Raw genomic sequence first — 5,043 nt, forward strand, 5'->3', positions numbered from 1 at the left:
CCAGCCCGGCCCCGCGCCCGCGCCGGGAGGGCCAGGGCGCCCCGGGCGACCCGCGCCGCCAGCCGCAGCGCTCGCGCGAACTGCAGGCCAAGATCGAGGACGCCGTCCTGGCCCGGCACGACAAGCCGGCCGTCAAGCTGCCCAAGACCTTCGGCGAGCCCGAGGGCGAGCGCCTGCAGAAGGTGCTGGCCCGGGCCGGCATCGGCAGCCGGCGCGCCTGCGAGGAGCTGATCGAGCAGGGCCGGGTCGAGGTCAACGGCAAGCAGGTCACCGAGCAGGGCAAGCGGGTCGACCCGGAGAAGGACGAGATCAAGGTGGACGGCCTGACCGTCGCCACCCAGTCCTACCTGTTCTTCGCGCTCAACAAGCCGGCCGGCGTCGTCTCCACCATGGAGGACCCGGACGGGCGCCAGTGCCTGGGCGACTACGTGACCAACCGGGAGACCCGGCTGTTCCACGTCGGCCGGCTGGACACCGAGACCGAGGGCATCATCCTGCTCACCAACCACGGCGAGCTGGCCCACCGTCTCACCCACCCCAAGTACGGCGTGACCAAGACCTACCTGGCCGCCATCCAGGGCCCGATCCCGCGTGACCTGGGCAAGCGGCTGGCCCAGGGCGTGGAGCTGGAGGACGGCTACGCGCGCGCCGACAGCTTCAAGGTGATCTCCAACGTCGGCAAGAACTACCTGGTCGAGGTGACCCTGCACGAGGGTCGCAAGCACATCGTCCGGCGGATGCTGTCCGAGGTCGGCTTCCCGGTGGAGAAGCTGGTGCGCACCCACTTCGGTCCGATCGCGCTCGGCGACCAGAAGTCGGGCTGGCTGCGCCGGCTGACCAACCCGGAGGTCGGTCAGCTGATGCGCGAGGTCGGCCTGTAAGGGTCCGGCTTCTTCAGCGGTTGTTCGTCGGAGGGTCCCCCGCCCGTGGTGGCGGGGGACCCTCCGACGTGTGTGTGAGCCGGGACGCAACCGCTGGTCACGGCCTTGTCAGCGCCATGATCCGTGGCCGAGGATGGCCACCGGACCACTGCCCCGCCGTGTGGCGGGACTGCGCCAGCACCGGCGCCGGAGGGGTGGTCCGGGGCGAACAGGGGGAGACGGCGTCGTGTCCGATGCAGCACTGGGACGGTCCGCCGGACACGCGCTCGGCCCGTTGGGACTGGCCGAGCCGGACGGACAGGTGTACGCGGCGCTGGTCGCCAGTCCGCAGTCCACCGCGGAGGAGCTGGCCGGGAGCTGCGGCCTGACGCTCCAGCAGAGCGTGCGCGCGCTGGACCGGTTGGCGCAGCAGGGGATGGCCACCCGGGCGCCGGTGGACCGGGAGCGCTACCTGCCGGTCGCTCCGGACGTGGCGATAGGGACCCTGATCGGCCACCGGGAGTCCGAACTGCGCAGCGCCCGGGCCGAGATGCACCGGCTGATGGACGCCTTCCGGGAGGCCTCGCGCTACACCGACCCGGCGCACTCGGTGGAGGTGCTGACCGGTGGTGAGGCGATAGCGCAGCGGCTGGAGCACATCACCGGGAGCAGCCAGTACCAGGTCCGCGGCTTCGACCGCCCGCCGTACATCCAGGACCCGGTGGCGGCGATGCCGCAGCAGCGGCGGCGGCTGCGGGAGGGGCTGCGGTTCCGGACCATCTACGACCGGGAGGCGGTGGCCTGGCCCGGTCGGCTGGAGCGGAACATCCTGGTCGGCGTCGCGGACGGCGAGGAGGCCCGGGTGCGGCCGACGCTGCCGATGAAGATGATCATCTCGGACGACCGGATGGCGATCATCCCGATCAGCGTCGGCGACAGCGTGCTGGACGCGGCCTACGTGATCCACCCCTCGGCGCTGCTTCAGGCGCTGGACACCCTGTTCGAGGCGGAGTGGGAACGCGCCGTGCAGCTGCAGGCCGCGATCGGCACCGGGGACGCCTCGGCGGAGCCGGACGCCGACCACCGCAAGCTGCTCGGCCTGCTGGCCGCCGGGCTGACCGACGAGTCGATCGCCCGCTCGCTGGGCTGGAGCGCCCGGACCACCCAGCGGCGGCTGCAGGCCCTGATGCGCTCGCTGGGCGCCACCACCCGCTTCCAGGCCGGGATGGCGGCCCGGGAGCGGGGGTGGCTCTAGGGTCTCTGCCCATCGGATCCGGACGCCTGGCCGGACGCCGTTCAGCTCCAGGGGCTGAGGGAGGCCCAGCGGCCGTCCGGGCCGCGCTCGACCTTTTCCAGGCCGAGCACGGCGGAGCGGTTCAGCCGCCCGTAGATGTGCGGGAAGAGGACGCCCGGGGTGGCCCCCGGCGGCGGGGCGCCGTGCGCGGCCTCCCACTTCACCATCGGCTCCACCAGTGCCTCCTCGATCAGCAGCACCATCAGCGGGTCCGGGGTGTCGGTGAAGAAGGCGTTGGCCACCGCGAGCGCCGTCTGCTCGTCCGCCGAGCAGTGGATGAACCCGTCGGTGAGCAGTGAGGCGGTGGCGTACGGGCGGCCGGGGTCGGACAGCCAGTCGTCCAGGGGGGCGAGATGGAGGATCATGTTCCTTTTGTACCCGCTTTCCGGTCCTGAGCGGTCGTCACGGGCCCTCCGGCGTCACAGCCCGGCCACCTTGGCGGAGGCGGAGACCTCGTACACCAGGGTGAGGCTGCGGCGGGCGCCCGGGCCGAGCGGGACGTCCCAGCGGACGATGCCCTCGGCGTCGAGCGAGTCCGGCGCCGGGGAGCACTCCTCCTTGCGCAGCCGCACCTCGACCGCGGCCACCTCGGAGACCGGCACCCGTTCACGCACCGTGACCAGCCGCTCGTCCCGCTCCTCCGGGCCGGAGAAGCGGGACATGTGCAGCCGGACGGTGCGGGTGGTGGTCTGGCGGCCGCTCAGCGCGGCGCTGCTCCGGCGTTCGTCCGTCTCGCGGACCACCCGGTAGTCGTCCGTGCTGCCGAAGGACAGCTCGGCGTCGGCGCCCGCGGCGGTGAAGCGCAGCTCGCCGCGACCGGTGAAGCCGCTGCCGCGCACCAGCTCGACCGGGCCGGCCAGCAGCGGGTGCCCGGCCGTGTTGCGGAACCGGACCACCTGGGTGACCAGCGGGGACAGCTCCGGGGCGCAGGCGTACTCGCTGCCCGCCGGGCCGGTGAAGGCACCCAGCGGGACCCGGTGCGCCCGGCCGTCGGAGCGGACGGTCGCCGGGGCGGGGGCGGGCAGCACCCGGACCTCGCCGCCGTCGTCCAGGCCGGGGACGGCGGCGCCCGGGCCGAGGGTGCCGACCTCCTCCTCGCGCAGCTCGACGTCGACCGTGCGGCGCTCCTCGTCGGTGCGCTCGCGCAGGGTCAGGACGTCCTCGGTGAGCGCGGGCGGGTCGGTGGCGAGGGCGGAGCGGGCGGTGGAGAAGGTCAGCCGGGCGCCGGTCCAGTCCTCGCCGGTGCGCTGCCAGACCACCGCCTCCGACTCCAGGCGCAGGCTGCCGGCGTCCAGGGTGGCGCGGTACGAGGGGCGCCACAGGGCGCAGGGCACGAGGTGGTGGACGGTCAGCCCGGCCGGGCCGGGGCGCTCGGCCTCGACGGTGAGCTCCAGGTGGGCGTGCAGCTCGGCGGGCTCCTCCTCGGCCGCGTCCAGGGCCAGCAGGGCCTGGGAGCGCTCCTGGTCCACGCGGCGCAGCCGGGAGCGGGTGGCGCGCAGTTCCTCGCCGTAGCGCTCACGCTCGGCGTCCACCCGGTCCAGCTCGCGGGCCCAGCGGGTGCGTTCGATCTCGCCGCCGCCGGCGCCCTCGCCGATCTCGCGCAGCAGGTCCGCGGAGAGCTGGGCGAGCAGGGCGAGCCGGGCCTCCAGTCGGGCGCGGGTCTGGTCCGCCAGCCGCGACTCGGCCTCCAGCGCGTGCAGCCGGTGGCGCAGCGCGGAGTCCGCCGGGCCGGGTGGCAGCGGGGCGCGCGGGGCCCAGGTGCGCACCAGCCGGGCCTCCAGCACCCGGGTGCCGGGGTCGGCGGCCTCGACGCGCAGGGTGCGGTCCACGGCCAGGGCGGTGAGCGGGCCCAGCCGCAGCCGCTGGACGCCCCCGGTGAGCTCGACCGTCACCGAGCGTTCGACCTGGGCGCGGTCCTCCAGGCAGGTGACGGCGGTGACGGGGAGGGGGACGGTCTCTTCGGTCATCTGTCAGTTCCTCCGGTTTCCGCCGACGATGGCCTTTCCGGCCGGGATCTTGATCTGGTAGCCGCCGTCCAGCTCGGTGCGGCCGCCCGGTGGCAGTTCGACCCGCCAGAGCCGGGTGCCGGCCGGGCACTCCGGGGTCGGGACGGCCGGGGCCTGCCAGTCGGCGCGCTCCTCGATCCGGATCTCGGCGTCGGAGGCGACGGGCACGCGCTCGCGGACCTCGACCGTGACGGCGCGGCCGAGCCGGTTGGCCAGCTGGACGTGCACCCGGTGGTCGAGCACGGTGCTGTTGCCCTTCAGCATGCCGGTGGCGGACTCGTGCAGCTCGGTCCGGCGCGCCACCTCGATGCTCTCGGTGACGCCGATGCCCAGGCTTCTGGTGCCGCCCGGGGCGAGGGTCGGCAGGGCGGCGGTGAGCAGGAACTCGTCGTCCACGGTGACCTCCACCGGGCCGGCCAGCACGGCGCGGTCGGTGCGGTTGACGAGCACCAGGGTCGCGTACACCTTCGCCTCGACGGCGGGGACGGTGACGTACTCGGGGCGGACGGAGAGCGGGACGCCGTCCACCGTGACGGTGTGCCAGGTGCCGTCGGACGGGATGTCGGCGCGGGCCGCGGCGTCGAAGCGGTGGTCGAAGGAGCCGGCCGACTCCCGGGGTGGGACGGCGTGGCGGGGGAGGGCGAGGCGGGCCAGGCGGCCGCCCTCGCGGCCGCCGGGCAGCAGCTGCGCCAGCTCGTCGCGCTCGACCCGGGCCGGGGTGGGGCGCAGGGTGCCGCGCCGGCCGGAGGGGTCGTCGGGGCCGGCCAGCTGGAGGTCGGGGTAGTCGAGCAGGACGGCTTCCGGCGCGAATCCGGTGGCCGGGGGCGGGGCCGCGCTGCGGCGGCGGGCGCGGCGGGACTCCTCGGGCGGGGCGCCGCCGAAG

General features: G+C 74.9%; 5 protein-coding genes. 2 read left to right on the forward strand and 3 right to left on the reverse strand.

Annotation, left to right across the window (positions count from 1 at the left end; genetic code table 11):
* Together BG452_RS29725 and BG452_RS29730 are read left to right on the forward strand one after the other, a co-directional pair.
* A partial coding sequence (locus BG452_RS29725) for a pseudouridine synthase (protein ID WP_188307448.1) occupies positions 1-881 on the forward strand: 881 nt, incomplete at its 5' end.
* A gap of 226 nt (positions 882-1,107) precedes the next feature.
* Complete coding sequence (locus BG452_RS29730) at positions 1,108-2,115, forward strand: helix-turn-helix domain-containing protein (protein ID WP_188307449.1); 1,008 nt, start codon at positions 1,108-1,110, stop codon at positions 2,113-2,115.
* 41 nt (positions 2,116-2,156) lie between these two features.
* Here BG452_RS29730 and BG452_RS29735 read toward each other — a convergent pair whose 3' ends face one another.
* The 3 genes from BG452_RS29735 to BG452_RS29745 form a co-directional block, all read right to left on the reverse strand.
* Positions 2,157-2,519, reverse strand: a complete 363-nt coding sequence (locus tag BG452_RS29735) for a DUF952 domain-containing protein (protein WP_188307450.1) — start codon at positions 2,517-2,519, stop codon at positions 2,157-2,159.
* Positions 2,520-2,573: 54 nt separating this feature from the next.
* On the reverse strand, positions 2,574-4,121 hold the full coding sequence (locus tag BG452_RS29740) for a mucoidy inhibitor MuiA family protein (protein WP_188307451.1): 1,548 nt from the start codon (positions 4,119-4,121) through the stop codon (positions 2,574-2,576).
* Positions 4,122-4,124: 3 nt separating this feature from the next.
* On the reverse strand, positions 4,125-5,043 hold a 919-nt coding region (locus BG452_RS29745), incomplete at its 5' end, for a DUF4139 domain-containing protein (protein WP_188307452.1).

Origin of the sequence: Streptomyces sp. CBMA123 (genome assembly GCF_014596465.1) — a bacterium.
Taxonomy (GTDB): Bacteria; Actinomycetota; Actinomycetes; order Streptomycetales; family Streptomycetaceae; genus Kitasatospora.